Source organism: Leucogemmata humicola (genome assembly GCF_055379415.1).
Window position 1 is genome coordinate 5,630,902 of record NZ_AP040875.1, and the last position, 15,868, is coordinate 5,646,769.

Genomic DNA, 15,868 nt, shown 5'->3' on the forward strand with positions numbered 1-15,868 from the left:
ATGTACGACAGGGGCATCGACGACGCGAGCTTTTCGATGGCGCTCGAACGATCGAACAAACGGACGGCGCCTGACACACCACTAAAATTGCGACCACCGCGCGTCGGAAAATCCAAACCGCGGGAGGCCTCCCGTTACTCCGCTCGCAGCGCAATCGCCGGGTGAACACGTGTGGCACGCCACGCCGGAACAGCGCTTCCCAATGCTCCACTCACCAATAGCGCGACGCTCGCCGCCGCGAATACCCACGGATTGTGCGCCGCGGTGGCAAAGAGCATCGAGGCAATCAGTCGACTGAACGACAGTCCGAGGATCAAGCCAAGAACGATCCCCAGTCCAATTGCACGCACGCCGTCGCCGACTACGAGCTGCACGATTTGACGTTGGCGCGCGCCGAGCGCGAAACGGACACCCATCTCGTGAACACGCTGGCTCACCGAAAACGCGAGCATGCTGTAGACGCCAAGCGTCGCGACGACGAGAGCGAGGGCGCCGAACAATGAAAAGAGCGATGCGCCCAACCGCCACGGCCGCACCTCCGCTTCGAGCATGTTCGTGGCCGTCGTGACCCACGGTGGTTCAGCCGTGGGGAAGGCGCGCGCGAGCTCGCTTCGCAGCACCTCTGCGACGCGATTCACGCGGCCTGACTTCGCGCGGACGATGAGATAGCGCGGATGATGATCGTATCCAGTCATCTGCGCCATCGGGACAAACACTTCAGCAACGGGGGGCTCGACGATCTTGCGGAGATGAGTGTCGCGTGTGACGCCGATCACGGTTGCGCAGCCGCGCTTACGAGACAGCATGAGGCACTGTCCGATTGCGTTCTGGCCCGGCCAATACGTGCGAGCCGCCGTCTCGCTGACGACGACGACTGGTGTGGAACCGATGTTGTCATTCGCATTGAAGAAGCGTCCGCGTATGACGGACATTCCCGAAGCGAGCAGGTAGTTGGTATCGGCCGAGATGAGGGCTGGATCGCGAAAGCCGATCTGGGGCACTGGTGTGCCGTCGGCGAGGAAGAGCGACGTCATCGAGTATCCGCCAAGCGGCGGCGAGACGGCCGTTGCAACGGCATCAACATCCGGCATCGACGCCACACGGGCCGCCGTCGCGACGAGTCCCACATCCACTTCGTCCTCACGCGCGGAACTGAAGTAGTCGACGTAGCGGCCATTCGGATCGCGGAAGTATACGGTGCCATAGGTGATTCGTTCGGCATCGTAGCCCAAGTCGACTGAGAGAGCCGACCGAAGACTCAAAACGAAGAGACCAGCGCCCGCCACGAGTATCACTGACAGTGCCGTCTGTGCAGCGACGAGCGCCGATCGAACTCGGGATCGCTGTCCCCCACCTTCGCGAGCGCCAGACTTCAGCGCGACGTTGAGATCAGTTTTCCGCGCATGGAGGGCCGGGAAGAGTGCCGCGACTATCCCGGTGACGGCAGCAGCGGCCATCGACGCCGCGCCAAGTCGCCAGGTGAACGTGCCGTGCGCCCAGTGCGTATTGGGCAAGATCATCGCGCGAAGCAGGCGTCCGCCCTCGACGCCAACGACGAGCGCGACGATCGACGCGACCAACGCCAACAAACACCCCTCGAGCAGTAGCTGTCGAACGAGGCGAGCATGTTGAATGCCGAGCGACAGGCGGATCGCGATTTCACGCCGACGCTGGAGTCCACGAACGAACAGCAGATTGGCGATGTTCGCACAGGCGATGATCAACACGATGATCGTCACCCCGAGCAGCCGCGTTGTAATCGCACGCTCGGCCATGGGAGTAAGCGATGGACCGAGCGTCTCGAGGAGTGGTCCAGTCAGCACGGTGCCGGTCGTATCGGCAGTGCTTCTAGAAAGGTTCGCGCGTTGACCGTTGCGAAACGCTGTCGTTGCTCCCGCAGCGAGCGTCGCGTTTGCGGCTCGCGACGGCACTCGCGCCAACACGCGGACGGACATGCCGGCGCGCCAGTGCTGATACCAATGATGTCCGCCGACGTCAGTTGCTGGATACGTCGCAATTGGCAGCCAGATATCAGCACGATCGAGATCGGGACCGGAGAATCCGGTCGGAGTGATCCCAATGATTGTATAGCGCGCGAGCGCGATGGTGATCGTTCTTCCAAGCACGGCGGAGTCGCCGTTGAATTCGCGTTGCCACACCGCGTTGCTGATTACGGCTACGGGGACGCCGCCGCCCATCGCGCCTTCCGTCGCGGTGAACGAGCGACCGAGCGTGGGTTTGACGCCGAGCACGCCGAAGTAGTTCTGCGTCGCGTACACAACGCGCAACGTGTGAACGGCGCCGTCGATGGTGACGTGCTCGGAATCTGGCTTCGTGTACGCCGCCAGCCTTACGTCTCGTGGCACGGCAGCCGCCAGCGCATCGTACGCTGCGAACTCGAAGTACGGCTTGATTTCAGGAATTCGTGCTACGGTGCGCGTCGTGTTCAGATATAGGCGAGTGACATTCGACGGCTCGACGATACCTTCCGGCGCGCGAAGAAAGAGCTCGTCGGCCACGGCAAACGCCGCGACGTTGGCGCCGACACCAAGCGCGAGAAGCGCGACGATGATCGCGGCTAATCCTGGCGTGCGGCGCAGTGCACGCGCTGCATGTTTGACGTCGTCGCGAAATGCTTCCCACTTCACCGAGCGACTGGTTCGATCGTGTCGTCGCCGCGCGGCGTCGATCAACTCTTGCCGCGATTCCGACACGTCGCCGTATTCGTGTTCGGCAATCGACCGTGCGGCATCGAGCGAATGTCCGCGCGCGACGAGGTCCTGGATGCGACTCTCGACGTGGAACGCGATTTCGGCGTCGACATCTCGCTCGACGCCGCGGCGTGTCGGAATGTGAAGCCAGCGCGCGAGTCCGGTCCATGTCGGGATCATGCTGGCGCTTCCTTGCTCGCGGCGAGCAGCCGTATGAGCGTTTCCGAATGAGCCGTCAACCGCTCGGTCTCAGCTTTGAGCTGACGGCGTCCCGCAACGGTCAGCCGATAGAACTTGGCGCGGCGGTTGTTCTCAGAACGAGCCCATTCGCTCTCCACCCATCCGCGGTCCTCGAGACGATGGAGTGCGAGGTAGAGGGCGCGATCTTCGACGGCGAGCGCGTCGCGGGACGATTCCTTGATCCAGCGCGCGATCGCGTAGCCGTGACGCGGTCCCCAGCTGAGGGTCTTGAGGACCAGCGCGTCGAGCGAACCGTATAGGAGCGAAGCATCAGTCATGTCGTTCCCCGGAGTAGCTCCGGGGAACGTGCCTAGGTTTCCGCGCGGCGTCAAGACGGCGCCGAACGGCTGTGGTCGGTCTGGACCGGGAACCTGGACGCTGTATTGTGGAGTAGAATAAGGTTCGGGAGACCCCGAACTACTCTCTATACTCGGAGCAAGCGATGCACGGAATTCAGATCACGGCGCGACTGAAGCGGAGCGTGCACATCGCACTGTCCGTTGCCGCCGTAGCGATGATACCTCGTGTCGGCACCGCGCAAGCGAAGGCTGCAGGCGCATCGGCCGAGCAAGCAGCACCGGCGCGCGCCAAGACGTTCGTGAAGCCGAGCGACGGCGAACTCAAGAAGAAGCTCACGCCTCTTCAGTATCAGGTGACCCAGCACGACGCCACCGAGACACCCTTTCGCAACGAGTACTGGGACAACCACAAACCCGGCATCTACGTCGATGTCGTTTCCGGCGAGCCGCTCTTTAGCTCGCTCGACAAGTTCGAGTCGGGCACAGGTTGGCCGAGTTTCACGAAGCCGCTCGTTCCCGCCAACGTCAAAACTGCAGACGACCACACCGCCGGAATGGATCGAACCGAGGTTCGCTCGGCGGCCGCGAACTCGCACCTCGGCCACGTGTTCGACGACGGGCCTCGTCCGACTGGGTTGCGCTACTGCATGAACTCAGCGGCGATGCGCTTCATTCCAGTCGAACGGTTGGCGCTCGAGGGCTACGGAGAATACGCGTCTCTCTTCGCCAAGAAGTAAGGAAACGCACACATGCGAATCAGCGCGAGGAATCAACTACCAGGGACCGTCGAAGCGGTAAACGCGGACGGTGTGATGGCCGAGGTCGTGGTTCGACTCGCTGGTGGCGAGTGCATGGTGTCGGCCATCACGTCTGACGCGGCGAGAAACCTTGGCATCGCCGTTGGGAAGTCAGTCATCGTCGTCGTGAAATCCACGGAAGTGATGCTCGGAATCGACGATTGAGATAAGAAATGGGAGGCCGACGACAAACGTCAGCTTCCCATTTCTGACTCCGCGTTCGCGTTTAGGGTTTCGTCATCGACGCGTTGAACAGCATCGCCCGATGCTGCGCGCGGAAGCCGATCAGCAAGACCCGCCGCTGACCGAACGGCACCGACAGCATAGCGGATTTGCCGGCGATGACATTCTCGCCGAATGGCTAACGGGTCCGCAGTACGTCCTTGCCGACGTACTTCGCGAGCGATGCGCAGCCGCGGCCCCGGTCAATGCGCTGAGGAAAACGCTGGCGAATTCACAGCCTCGGAGGCGCCGCTGTCGTAGTATTCGACGTGGCAACATTCCTCTTCATTCATCGCATCGCCATGCCCGTAGCTCCGCTCCGTCGAATAAGCGTCTGCCTTTTGCTGTTGTTGTCGGCGACGAACGTCGTTGCCGCGCAGTCAGCCAAGCCGGCATTGACCAGTTTTGGTTTTCGCGTCGAACTCTCTCCCGCCGACGGGCACGTCGTTGCGCTGCGCGACTGGACTGGTCGCGTACTCGCCGGATCAGCCACCGACTCGATCGGTCTTTGGTCGATCGACCTGAAGCCGAACGCCGGAGCGCTCGGCGTACGAGCGTCGGAGGCCAAGACGTTCGTCTGGCGTAGCACGGGGCCACAGAGTCTTGAGCTCACGTGGAGCGGTTTCACCAAATCGCGTGCGCCAAAGCTACGCGTCACGGCGACGGTCGAGATGCGGCGCGACTCGACGACCGCTTGGCGTATTCGACTCGACGGACTGGACGGAGTCGAAGCAGACCAAATTCATTTTCCGCGAATTACCAACATTCCCACCACAGCGCGCGGCCTCGCGCTCGCAGTGCCGTTGTGGATGGGACAGATCGCGCGCGACCCGGACAAACTCCTCACGGGCAGCGAGGGCGCTCCGCGCCGCCTCGAGTGGGTGTATCCAGGTTCGATGTCGATGCAAACCGTCGCGCTTTCGAGTTCGGCCGACGGCGGATTGTACTTCGCGACCGACGACTCGGCTGCGTTTCGAAAGACCTTTGCACTCTGGGGGGAACGCGAAGGTGTCGCTGGATTCGACATGGTTCATGTGCCCTCGGATCCGGGCAAATTCAGCAGCTATTCGCCGTCGTACGCGACAATCGTGGGCGCGGTCGGAGGCGACTGGCTCACCGCTGTCGAGCGATATCGGAAATGGGGAACGGCTCAGTACTGGGCACGCACCAGTCGTCTCCATACCGGTGTCACGCCCGCGTGGCTCCGCGAAACCGGCGTTTGGGTTTGGAATCGCGGCAAGTCCGACGTCGTGCTCGAACCGGCGGCCGCGTTGGAGCGGGACGCAAAGCTTCCGGTGAGCGTGTTCTGGCATTGGTGGCACAACGGTCCGTACGACACGAGCTTCCCCGACTACATCCCGCCACGCGAAGGCGCGCAGCCGTTCACGGACGCGGTGAAAAAGGCGCACGACGCCGGACTACACACGATCGTGTACATGAATCAGCGGCTCTGGTGCACCAACACGCCGAGCTGGACGAAGGAAGGCGCCGAGAAATGGGCGGTGCACGAGCGCGACGGTAAGCTGCGCCTGGAGACGTACAACGTCTTCAATCCGCTTCCCTGCGCGACGATGGACATCGCGACGCCGTTCTGGCGAAACAAGTATGCCGGCATCGCCGACACGGTTATCCAGCAGTACGGCGTCGATGGGATCTACATGGATCAGGCAGTACTCAGCCTGATCGACTGGACTCCCGGGCACGGGCATCCGGTTGGCGGCGGCAACTATTGGATGAATGGCTTTCGAGAACTCGCAAAGGATCTACGTCGCCGTAATGCGACGCGTCCGGTTGGTTTCGCTGGTGAAGGCGGCGGCGAGAGCTGGATGCCGGACCTCGACGCGTTCCTCACGCTCCAGGTGAGTCAGGAGCGCTATGCGGATCCTGCGACTGGATGGGAAGTCATCCCGATGTTCCAAGCGGCATATCATCCGTATGCTCTCACGTACGGTACGTACGGTTCGCTCACGCTCCCACCGTACGACGAGCTATGGCCCGCCGAAAAGCGGCCGCCAACCGCAATGGAGCTGCTCGACCCCAAGTACATCGGACAGTTTCGTCTCGAACAGGCGCGCATGTTCGTGTGGGGCATGCAGCCGACGATCGCGAACTTCCTGCCGAATCAACTCACTGAACGGCGTGCCGAGATCGACTATCTCGAACGTCTCGCTCGCCTCAGATATTCGCTTCGCGACTTCTTCATGACCGGCACGTTCCTCCGCCCGCCAACAATCGAGGTGTCGTCGTCCGAAGTTCTGCTTTCACGAATTTCTATTTACGCAGCACGGTTGGGTGGTCCGACAGAGGCGCGCCGAATGTCGTCGGACGTGTTGTCATCGGCGTGGCGCGCGGCCGACGGGCGCGTCGCGATCGCACTGGCGAGCATCAGCTCGAAGCCGATCGTGGTGAAAGTCTCACTACCGCAGGATCGCTACGGACTGCCGCTTCGCGCGCGCATCATCCGCCACGACGACACCGGTGAGCACGGGCTCGGAACGATCGGCGATGCATCGGAGTGGCTCAACGTTCCTATCGATGCACTCGGCGGGGTGGTGCTCGAATTCCAGCCGCGAGCGACGCAACGCGGCAACAATCACTAGAACGGGGGCACGACCACGATAGTGGCGTATTGAACGCAAAGAGCGCGGATCCTGGATGGGTCCGCGCTCTTTGCTCGTTTACGGTGTGAATTCGTGCGTCTGCTCTCTCCAGCTCAGGTTCGCACGAGCTTCTTGTACGCAACGCGGTGAGGCTGATCAGCGTCGGCGCCTTTGCGACGCTTCAGATCCTCGATGTAGCTGGCGTAGTTGCCTTCGTGCCACACCACCTCGGAGTTGCCTTCGAACGCAAGGATGTGCGTCGCGATACGATCGAGGAACCACCGATCGTGGGAGATGACGACCGCGCAGCCCACGAAATCGATTAGGGCGTCTTCGAGCGCACGCAGCGTATCGACGTCGAGATCGTTGGTCGGTTCGTCGAGCAGCAGCAGGTTGCCGCCGCTCATGAGCGTTTTCGCAAGGTGCAGTCGATTGCGCTCACCGCCCGACAGATTGCCGACTTTCTTCTGCTGATCGGTGCCGCGGAAGTTGAAGCTCGACAGATACGCTCGGCTATTGAGCTCCTTCTTGCCGACCATGATCAGTTCCTGACCGCCCGAAATCTCCTGCCACGCAGAGACGTCGGCGTTGAGCGTACGACTCTGATCCGTGTACGCGATCTGCACCGTTTCACCCACCTTGAGCGAGCCAGAATCGGGCTGCTCCTGGTGAACGATCATCTTGAACAGCGTCGTTTTACCGGCGCCGTTCGGACCGATGATTCCGACAATGCCGCCGCGCGGCAGTGCGAAGTCCAAGCCGTCGATTAGAATCTTCTCACCGAAGGCCTTCCGGAGATCCTTCGCGGTGACCACGTCGTTGCCAAGGCGCGGCGGCGGCGGAATGACGATTTCGTGCTGCATCACCTTTTCCGCCGTTTCCTCGGCGGCCATCTCCTCGTACTTCTGCACACGCGCCTTGTTCTTGGCTTGACGCGCACGCGGCGCGAGTCTCACCCAATCAAGTTCGCGCTGGAGAGTTCGCTGACGCGCTGATTCCGTCTTTTCTTCCGTGGCGAGGCGCGACTTCTTCTGCTCGAGCCACGACGTGTAGTTGCCCTCGTACGGAATTCCGTAGCCGCGGTCGAGCTCGAGAATCCAGCCGGCGACGTTGTCGAGGAAGTATCGATCGTGGGTTACCGCGATGACGGTGCCCGGGAAATCGTGCAGATACCGCTCGAGCCACGCAACGCTCTCGGCGTCGAGGTGGTTCGTCGGTTCGTCGAGAAGAAGAATCTCCGGATCTTCGAGCAACACGCGACAGAGCGCGACGCGGCGACGTTCGCCGCCCGACAGGAGCGTCACGTCGGCGTCGCCTGGCGGCAGACGAAGCGCATCCATGGCGATCTCGATCTTGTTGTCGAGATTCCAGAGGTCGTGCGCGTCGATCTGTTCCTGCACCCGAGCCTGACGCGCCAACAGCTTGTCCATCGCCGCGTCGCTCATGGGCTCGGCGAAAGCCATTGAGATATCCTGAAACTCCTGCAGGAGGCCACGCTGCGTCTTTACCGCGAGCTCGACATTGCCGCGCACGTCGAGCGTCGGATCAAGTTGCGGTTCCTGCGGGAGGTAGCCGATGCGCGTTCCCTCGGCGGCCCAGGCTTCACCCTGATAATCCGTGTCTACGCCGGCCATGATGCGGAGCAGCGACGATTTTCCCGCGCCGTTCGCGCCAAGGACGCCGATCTTGGCGCCGTAGTAGAAGGACAGCCAAATACCCCGCAAGATCTCCCGCGACGGCGGGACGACCTTGCGCAGGTCTTTCATGACGTAGATGAACGATGGAGGCGCCACGGCGAGGTCGGGTTAATGGGAGACGGCCAAAGAATTTAACCTGGGGCCGCCTCGGTCGATCAGGGCGACTACAGACTCAGCTCCCAAGTCTCGGCGGTGAGCGGACTTCCGAAGAGGTCGTGCCCCTCGGTGCCAGTCAGTTCAAACCCCTTTGCCTTGTAGATCTTCCGCGCCGAGACGAGATCGCTCTGCGTCCAGAGGACGATCCGCTTGTACCCGACATTGCGAGAAAACTGAATCACCTCGTCGACCAGTCGCGCGCCGATTCCAAGGCCGCGGGCCGACGGCTCCACGTACAGCAACCGGAGCTTGGCGATGGTCTTGGATTTCTTGACTGCGAAGATCGATCCGAGAATCTCTCCGTTTCGCTCAGCAACCCAGCAGCGTTCGCGCTCGGGATCGAACTGTTCGACGAAATCCGCGACGACTCGAGCGACGAGCGCCTCGAAGCGCTCATCCCAGCCGTACTCCTTCGAATAGAGCACGCCGTGGCGATGAACGATCCAGCCCATGTCGCCTGGCCGATGGGTGCGGATGGCGTACGGCGCATCGCTGACGGCCTGAGCGTGATTACCGTCGCTGAAAGCGCGCTGGATCGTGCGCATCGCGTCGAGGGTGCGCCGCTGCTCGGCCTCGCTCAAGGGGGCGAGCATCTCGACCACCGATTTGCGAGCGCCTTTTTCCAATGGTGCGAAGGCTTTTCGGCCGGCGGCTGTAAGCGCGAGGTGTGATCGTCGGCGATCCTCACCCGTTGTCGTGGCGACGAGTCCTCGTCGCTTGAACGCTCGGAGCGTGCGGCTCAGGTATCCGCGATCAAGCCCGAGAGCGTCGCCAATTTCCGACGCCGTTGGCCGGTTGCGGTGTGCGAGTTCGTAGAGGACTCGCGTTTCGGTGAGTGAGAATGGGCCGCCGAGATGGCCTTCACCGAGCACGCCGATGCGGCGTGTGTAGAAGCGGTTGAATTCGCGGACGGAGTCGGCCCGCTGTTCGATAGGACGCATGCTGCAAGGTTGGTCCGATGGTTGACTTTGTCAACTATCGCCCGCCCCCAACGTCTCAGTTCGTTTTGTGCCCCTGGTCGTGATGGTCGTCTGCGAAGATCGACGCGAGGTCGGTGCCCTCGAAGACATTGGCGTGGAGCATCCAGCCGAACAGGTGATCGTGAAAGTCGCCGTTCACGGCATCGCATGCGGCCTTCGTGGAGATAGAGCTCTCGGGACCGAACACCGGCTTGCCATTCTTCTGCTCGAGCCAGCGTGCTTCGTTTCCTTTCTTGGGCAGGCACCAGTTCACGTGCTTGTGCCAGCGCGCGATGCCTAAAGGAACCCGGTCATTGAGGCGCTTGATGCTCGCGTTGCGCGGCATCGTGTACATCGCGCCCACGAGCTGGAGCCTCCCGTCGTCGCCGCGCTTGTAAAGGACCGACGTTGGCTTGGCCGGATCGAAACGAAAGACGGATGTAAAGGCGCGTGCATTGTTCGTGAAATGGTACACGTGCTGGGTCTTTACATTCGGCAAGAACATCTTGTAGCCGTCGGCGATTGCAACCGCGGTGTCCTGATATTTGGCGATTGCGCGTTTCAGATCCGCGGCGACGCGCGTGGCGCGCAGGCTGTCATCGCGGGTGGCCGTTCTGGCGGGCGAGAGCTCCATGTGTTTCATCATGTTCTCGTCCATCGGCCCGCTCATGGCGTGTTCGGCCATTCCGGCCATGCGCGCGCTGTCGGTTACCGGCCTGTCGGCCCCCACGGGATGAACATGTCCACTCTGGGCGGCGACGGTTGCCGGGAACCACATGGCGCCGGCCAGAACTAGTCTGTACAGGCGCACACGTTCTTTCTCGTATGCGGTGCGCATAGCTTTCCCTCCAGATAGCTGACGTCGCCATTACCCGCGGCGTTAACGGCTTTGCTTCCTTCTTCCCGCGCCTCCGCTTGCTGCCTGACCTTTCTAGTCCCCTGCGGGCGCTTCCGGCGATTTTCCTCGGCGGCGTGCTGACCAGCCTGACGCCGTGCATTTATCCGATGATCCCAATCACCGCGGCGATCGTTGGAGGAACGTCCGTCGGCGAACAGGCTTCGGGCGCGACGCGTCCGCCCCGTTGGCGGCCAGCGCTGCTCACTCTCATGTACGTATTGGGACTCGCGCTGGTTTACTCGGCGCTGGGTCTGTTTGCCGGTCTCACCGGAACGCTCTTTGGTTCGGTGAGTACCAATCCCTGGCTGTACTTCGCCATGGCGAACCTGTTGCTGATTGCGGCACTGGCAATGCTGGATGTTCTCCCGGTTCGCGTGCCGAGTGCAATTCTGCAAAGGGCAAGCACAGCGGGAACAGCGGGTCGAGCATCTGGCGCGTTTACGATGGGTGCGATGTCGGGGCTGGTGGCAGCTCCATGCTCGGCACCGGTGATGGCCGCGGTGCTGACGTGGGTGTCCACGACGAAGAGTGCGGCGCTCGGATTCACCTATCTGTTCGTGTTTTCGCTTGGAATGTGCACGTTGCTCGTGGTGGTTGGTCTGTCGTCTGGATCACTCGCGCGCTTGCCGCGTGCTGGGCTCTGGATGGTCTGGGTGAAGCGGGTGTTCGCGCTCGTGATGATTGGAGTGGCGCAGTACTATCTCGTCAAAATGGGGCAGCTGATCATATGAACTCTGTAGCCAAGCGCTGGACGTTGGGCGCTAGAAAATCGATGGCGATCGCCTTTGGTGTCGCTGCGCTCCTGACATCTAGCCGAGTGGCGCAGGCGCAGGATCTCGGAATCGAGATTGGAAGTGTGGCGCCGGCGGCGAAGATGCAGACGCTCGATGGAAAGGCGGCCGATCTCGCGCAGTACATCGGCAAAACGCCGGTGATCATGGAGTTTTGGGCGACATGGTGCCCGAACTGCAAAGAGCTCGAGCCCACGCTCCTCGCCGCCGCTAAGAAGTACGGCTCGCAGATCAAATTCGTCGGCGTTGCCGTGTCGGTGAACCAGACGCCCGAACGCGTAAAGCAGTTCGTGGAGAAGCATTCACTGCCGGGCGATCAGTTCTTCGACAATAAAGGAAACGCGACAGGTGCGTACGACGTGCCTGCAACGTCGTACGTCGTCGTCGTGAACAAGGCGGGCAAGGTCGTCTACACGGGACTTGGCGGAAAGCAGGACCTCGAAGCAGCGATCAAGAAAGCGATCACGCCCGTGTCATAACGTTCGGCCGACTGCCGCAAGTCCGTCGAGAACGTGGCGGACATCGGCAGCGGTGGTACGCGGATTCATCATCGTCACACGTAGCACCCGGCGACCATCGAGATTCGTTGCCGTAATCCAGCCTTCGCCCGACTTATTGTAGCGCTCGCGCAGCTCACGATTGAGCTGATCGAGCGCTTCGTCGTTCCGAGAGCCGTCGCCGACGTACCGGAAGCACAGAATGTTCGATTCCGGTTCGTGCATTGCTTCGAACTCCGGGCGTTGGGAAATCTCCTCCCACACAATGCGCGCGAGATCGCAGAAGTAGTCGTGCAATTCGGCGAGTCCGTCAATGCCGTAGCGAAGTAGGGCGACCCAGACCTTCAGAACATCTGCGCGTCGAGAACAGGCGAAGTTCCGTGTGCCCTGATCCCACACGCGCTCGCCATCCGCACCCTGAAAGAGGTACGGCGCACGCTGCGAAAATGCGCCGTCGAGATCACGCTCATTGCGCACGAGTAGCATTCCCGCTTGTGAGGGGATGAGCATCATCTTGTGCGGATCCCAGGCGATTGACCGAGCACGATCAATTCCGCGCAGGCGATGGCTGTGGCGTTTTGACAGTAGCGCCGAGCCTCCGTGGGCCGCGTCGATGTGCAGCCATACGCCATGATCGTCGCACAGCGTCGCGATTGAGTCGATGTCGTCGAACGAACCAGTCGCCGTCGAACCTGCAGTCGCCACGACAGCCATGACCTTCTTTCCCGATGCGCGAAGCTGATCGAGCGCCTGACGGAGCGCGTCGGGATCCATCTTGTGATTCCGAGAGCGAATCGGCAGCACGCTACGGAGCCCGAGCCCGAGTTCGGCGGCCGCGCGGGTAACCGCGTAGTGCGCGTGCTCACCGCACAGGAGCACCGGTGGATCTGCGCCTACGCCCGTCGACCATGCATCTGGCAACACTGCGCCGCGTGCGGCGAGTAGCGCCGTGAACGTCGCTTCGGTGCCGCCGCTCGTGAGGGTGCCTCCACTGCCCTTCGGGAATCCAGCGAGATCGCACATCCACGAAATCACCCGATGCTCGAGCACTGTGCCAACGGGTGACATCTCGAATACGGCAAGCGACTGATTCAGCGCCGCGGTGATCGGCTCGGTCCACACCGCTGCGGGGAGTGGGCCCGCGATCTGATGACCGACGTATCGCGGATGGTACAAGTGGTTGCTGTCCGGGAGGACTTCGGTGCGTAGTCGTGCGAGAATGCTCTCGAGCGATCGCCCGGTTCTCGGCGCCGGTTCATCGAAACGCGTCGAGAGTTCGGCGGGCGTGTGCGGCGTCGACACGCGATGGTCGCGGTTGCGCGTCTGCGCGAAATACTCGGCAGCGACGGCAACGAACGCGCGGCCAACCATCGCGTCGGCGTCGGCTTCGATCCGGTCGAGGATTTCTGGCGGGGCGAGTGTGCGGATGGAATGTTCGAGATCGCTCATCGAGCAGCGGCGCCAGTGAGTGGGAGATCGAGCACTTTCTTGGTCGTCGTGAGGTTCGTCGATCGATACGCTTGAATCGAATCGATCAACACTGGTTCGGAGAAACGGACGCGCACGAGGTCGCGCAAGCGATCACGCGTGAGCTCGGGATAGAAGCTCAGCGTCAGATGGGGTGTAAAGGTGAAGCGTGGCTGTTCGTATCGCAGTCCGCTCTGTTTGATCTGTTCGTGCAGCGCGCGAATGGGACCATTGGGATCGATCTGCATGACGACCACGGTACTCTGCATGAAACGCATCGGGGGCTCCAGCACGACGCTGAAGGGCATGCACGCCTTGGCGACCGGCTCGAGCGCGCGCCGCAATTCGTCATCGGTGGTTTCGGGCACGATTGGCCCCATACCCGACGAACCGGTGATCGTAACATGCGGCGGCAACTCGGCCGCCATTCGCGGGTCGAAGCGCTCCTGGATCTCGCGGAGACGAACCGCGAGCTCACCGCCCAACTCGGCCATGACAACGATCCCCGGCTTCATGAAGCGCGGAGACGGGCTAGCGGCGAGTCAGTGCCGGCAGGATTGAAAACGAGATGTGCGATGGATCGGAGGGAGAAAGCGACGCGCGCAACAACCATCGATCAAGACGATTGTCTGGGTGCGTACGATGATAGCGCACCACCTTGGTTCCAGCGAAGGTTCCGATCGCCGCGCCTACCAGCACATCGCTCGCCCAGTGCCGGTTGTCATACATGCGCGACACGCCAATGAGCGCTGCGCCGCCGTACATCGCCGGACCGACAAAGTAGATCGCGTGCGGCCACCAGCGACTTGCTTCGCTGCTCACCGCGGCCGCCGCAGCGAAGCCCGCCACGGTATGTCCGGAGGGGAAGGAGCGAAACTTGTCGCCACCGCTGAAGCCGCGGAGCAGCTGCCAGTTGTCGGGGTTGGGAACGGAATCGACCCACGGGCGCGCGCGCCCGAATACGTCCTTGAGAATGCTTCCTGTGCCTTCACCTACGACCAGCGCTTCCGTCCCATAGAGTCCGAGCTCCGCGAGCCGGTCGACTTTGGTGACGCGGCCGACCGCATACATCGTCGTACCGATGATGAACGCCCCAGGAAGCGCGATTGTGCGAAACCCCTTCGCTCCGAGTTTGTAGACCGAGCTTTTCTGCCGCTCCGGCGATTGAAGCAGGTCGGCCGCGCTCTTGTCGAGCGGACGGATAGCGAACGTCGCGACGACGAAGCCGCCGGCGAGAATGCCGTCCCGCCAGGTGAACAGCGAACGCTGATGTGCGGATGAATCAGATTGCGCGACCGCCGATGTCGCGACACTCAGAGCGAGAACAGCTGCTCGAACGAGCGATGCTGCCTTACAACGTGACTTCACGCGATTCCTCGAGGTCGGCGAGGAACATCTGCTCGGCCTCTTCGCCGAGATGCTTGTCCTCGATGACCGCGTCGAGCTCGTAGTTGATCGCGACTCCGAGCGGGTTGAAATCTGTCGATCCGACACGTACCCAGCGCCCGTCGACCACCGCGGTTTTGGCGTGCATCATCTCGCCCTGCCATTCCCAAATGCGCACACCGTTCGTGAGCAAGCGTCGATAGAAGCGTCGCGCGAGCATTGCCACCCACGGATGGTCATTCCGACTCGGCACGAGGATGCGCACGTCGACGCCATCGCGTGCTGCGCCGTTCAGAGCTTCGATCTCGGACGGCGACGGTGTGAAGTACGCCGTCGCTATCCAGATAGATCGTTTTGCAGAAATGGCCTGAATCTGCAGGGCGCGCGAGACGCGAAGCTTGAGCGGTTCGCCTTCGATGATTCCGACGAGCGCTGGTTCGTGCGTTGCCGGATCGATATGCGCGCCTCGCGCTTTCCGACGAAGGAAGCGATGCGACCCACGTCGCTCGGTGCCGGTCGTGCGGTCCCACATGCGGTCGAACGCCTGCACCATGTCGTGCGCGGCGGGACCTTCGATTTTGACCGCCGTATCGCGCCACCGTGAGCGATGCGTCTTCTGCACACCGGTGGTCCATTCGCGTCCCACGCCCAAACCGCCGGTAATGCCAACACTCTCATCGACCACGAGTAGTTTGCGGTGGTCGCGCGGCACGAGTCCGAGCCAGCGGTGAAAGCCGAGCGGATTGAAAACAGCGACCTTGACGCCGGCCTCGCGAAGCGAGCGCAGAAACTTTCGCGACGTGCCGCGCCCGCCGATCCAATCGAGTTGCAGCCTCACTGCGACGCCGCGCTTCACGGCGCGAATGAGCGCGTCGGCCATGCGGTGGCCGACTTCGTCCGAGCGGAAGATGTAGCTCTCGAGCGCAACGCTCGCGGTCGCCGCGTCGATCAGTCCAACCATGGCATCGAAGGTTGCAGGCCCGTCACGGAGTAGGGTCACGCGATTGCCGCTGGAGACGTCGGCGGCGGCTAACCGCCACAGACCGAGGGCAAACGACGGTCCCGGAGCGACGGGGTAATCACGTGCACCGTCGCTCAAGCCGAATTCAGGGGCTGGGATCGTCACGAGGGAGTCTGTTTCAGGTTGC

14 protein-coding genes are annotated in these 15,868 nt (G+C 62.1%); 5 read left to right on the forward strand and 9 right to left on the reverse strand.

Going from position 1 to position 15,868, the window contains the following annotated elements; all coding sequences use genetic code 11:
- Nucleotides 1-134: 134 nt before the first annotated feature.
- Together AC6H4Z_RS24175 and AC6H4Z_RS24180 are read right to left on the reverse strand one after the other, a co-directional pair.
- Nucleotides 135-2,891 (reverse strand): ABC transporter permease, encoded by a 2,757-nt coding sequence (locus AC6H4Z_RS24175; protein ID WP_497544538.1) that lies wholly within the window; start codon nucleotides 2,889-2,891, stop codon nucleotides 135-137.
- On the reverse strand, nucleotides 2,888-3,229 hold the full coding sequence (locus AC6H4Z_RS24180; RefSeq protein WP_497544539.1) for a PadR family transcriptional regulator: 342 nt from the start codon (nucleotides 3,227-3,229) through the stop codon (nucleotides 2,888-2,890). Before AC6H4Z_RS24180 ends, AC6H4Z_RS24175 begins: the two co-directional genes overlap by 4 nt.
- Before the next feature lie 164 nt (nucleotides 3,230-3,393).
- On the opposite strand from AC6H4Z_RS24180, the gene msrB reads away from it, so the two are divergent.
- The 3 genes from msrB to AC6H4Z_RS24195 all read left to right on the forward strand — a co-directional run bounded on the left by msrB (nucleotide 3,394) and on the right by AC6H4Z_RS24195 (nucleotide 6,869).
- On the forward strand, nucleotides 3,394-3,987 hold the full coding sequence (gene msrB, locus AC6H4Z_RS24185) for a peptide-methionine (R)-S-oxide reductase MsrB (RefSeq protein WP_497544540.1): 594 nt from the start codon (nucleotides 3,394-3,396) through the stop codon (nucleotides 3,985-3,987).
- Nucleotides 3,988-3,999: 12 nt separating this feature from the next.
- On the forward strand, nucleotides 4,000-4,212 hold the full coding sequence (locus tag AC6H4Z_RS24190) for a TOBE domain-containing protein (protein ID WP_497544541.1): 213 nt from the start codon (nucleotides 4,000-4,002) through the stop codon (nucleotides 4,210-4,212).
- A 326-nt stretch (nucleotides 4,213-4,538) separates the two neighbouring features.
- Entirely contained in the window at nucleotides 4,539-6,869 is a 2,331-nt protein-coding gene (locus AC6H4Z_RS24195; protein WP_497544542.1) for a DUF6259 domain-containing protein, read from the forward strand.
- A 113-nt stretch (nucleotides 6,870-6,982) separates the two neighbouring features.
- On the opposite strand, the gene ettA is transcribed toward AC6H4Z_RS24195, so the two are convergent.
- From ettA to AC6H4Z_RS24210, 3 genes are all read right to left on the reverse strand, one after another.
- The gene (gene ettA / locus AC6H4Z_RS24200) at nucleotides 6,983-8,662 is read right to left on the reverse strand and encodes an energy-dependent translational throttle protein EttA (RefSeq protein WP_497544543.1); all 1,680 of its coding nucleotides are present in this window, start codon (nucleotides 8,660-8,662) and stop codon (nucleotides 6,983-6,985) included.
- 68 nt (nucleotides 8,663-8,730) lie between these two features.
- Nucleotides 8,731-9,663, reverse strand: a complete 933-nt coding sequence (locus AC6H4Z_RS24205; RefSeq protein WP_497544544.1) for a bifunctional helix-turn-helix transcriptional regulator/GNAT family N-acetyltransferase — start codon at nucleotides 9,661-9,663, stop codon at nucleotides 8,731-8,733.
- Between the two features lie 55 nt (nucleotides 9,664-9,718).
- The gene (locus tag AC6H4Z_RS24210) at nucleotides 9,719-10,519 is read right to left on the reverse strand and encodes a hypothetical protein (protein WP_497544545.1); all 801 of its coding nucleotides are present in this window, start codon (nucleotides 10,517-10,519) and stop codon (nucleotides 9,719-9,721) included.
- A gap of 77 nt (nucleotides 10,520-10,596) precedes the next feature.
- Here AC6H4Z_RS24210 and AC6H4Z_RS24215 point away from each other — a divergent pair, with 77 nt between their 5' ends.
- Nucleotides 10,597-11,310 (forward strand): cytochrome c biogenesis protein CcdA, encoded by a 714-nt coding sequence (locus tag AC6H4Z_RS24215; RefSeq protein WP_497544546.1) that lies wholly within the window; start codon nucleotides 10,597-10,599, stop codon nucleotides 11,308-11,310.
- Complete coding sequence (locus AC6H4Z_RS24220; RefSeq protein WP_497544547.1) at nucleotides 11,307-11,849, forward strand: TlpA family protein disulfide reductase; 543 nt, start codon at nucleotides 11,307-11,309, stop codon at nucleotides 11,847-11,849. The genes AC6H4Z_RS24215 and AC6H4Z_RS24220 overlap by 4 nt, the downstream gene beginning before the upstream one ends.
- On the opposite strand, the gene AC6H4Z_RS24225 is transcribed toward AC6H4Z_RS24220, so the two are convergent.
- Genes AC6H4Z_RS24225 through AC6H4Z_RS24240 form a run of 4 tightly spaced genes read right to left on the reverse strand, consistent with a single transcriptional unit; the run spans nucleotide 11,844 to nucleotide 15,846 of the window.
- A complete protein-coding gene (locus AC6H4Z_RS24225; protein ID WP_497544548.1) occupies nucleotides 11,844-13,316 on the reverse strand; it encodes a pyridoxal phosphate-dependent decarboxylase family protein in 1,473 nt (490 codons plus the stop codon). The two genes, AC6H4Z_RS24220 and AC6H4Z_RS24225, sit on opposite strands and share 6 nt — an antisense overlap.
- Nucleotides 13,313-13,849: a 2'-5' RNA ligase family protein gene (locus AC6H4Z_RS24230; RefSeq protein WP_497544549.1), complete on the reverse strand. Its 537-nt coding sequence runs from the start codon at nucleotides 13,847-13,849 to the stop codon at nucleotides 13,313-13,315. Before AC6H4Z_RS24230 ends, AC6H4Z_RS24225 begins: the two co-directional genes overlap by 4 nt.
- A 16-nt stretch (nucleotides 13,850-13,865) precedes the next feature.
- The gene (locus AC6H4Z_RS24235) at nucleotides 13,866-14,702 is read right to left on the reverse strand and encodes a phosphatase PAP2 family protein (protein WP_497544550.1); all 837 of its coding nucleotides are present in this window, start codon (nucleotides 14,700-14,702) and stop codon (nucleotides 13,866-13,868) included.
- Nucleotides 14,686-15,846 carry a phospholipase D-like domain-containing protein gene (locus tag AC6H4Z_RS24240; protein ID WP_497544551.1) on the reverse strand — a complete coding sequence of 387 codons (1,161 nt, stop codon included), beginning with the start codon at nucleotides 15,844-15,846 and terminating at the stop codon, nucleotides 14,686-14,688. The genes AC6H4Z_RS24235 and AC6H4Z_RS24240 overlap by 17 nt, the downstream gene beginning before the upstream one ends.
- Between the last annotated feature and the right edge of the window lie 22 nt (nucleotides 15,847-15,868).